A 235-nucleotide genomic window follows, 5' to 3' on the forward strand; every position below is an offset into this window, starting at 1 on the left:
TGCAACAGTGGCTCAATTACTGATGATAATTCATTATCCATCTGGCCAAATCGAACCTGGAGCAAGTTTTCTATCATTTCTCTCCGTTCTTCTTGGCGTCCTTCTTGCAATCCTTCTTGGCGTCCTTCTTGCAGTCCTTCTTGGCGTCCTTCTTGCAGTCCTTCTTGGCGTCCTTCTTGCAGTCCTTCTTGGCGTCCTTCTTGTACGGCTTCTTCTCGCCAACGCAAATAAGCAG

General features: G+C 47.7%; 1 pseudogene. It reads right to left on the minus strand.

What is annotated here, in order from left to right:
- Positions 1 to 235 (minus strand): annotated as a pseudogene (locus AC0QH1_RS16155) (hypothetical protein); the annotation flags it as partial.

The sequence above is a fragment of the Phormidium sp. CCY1219 genome (assembly GCF_055795085.1).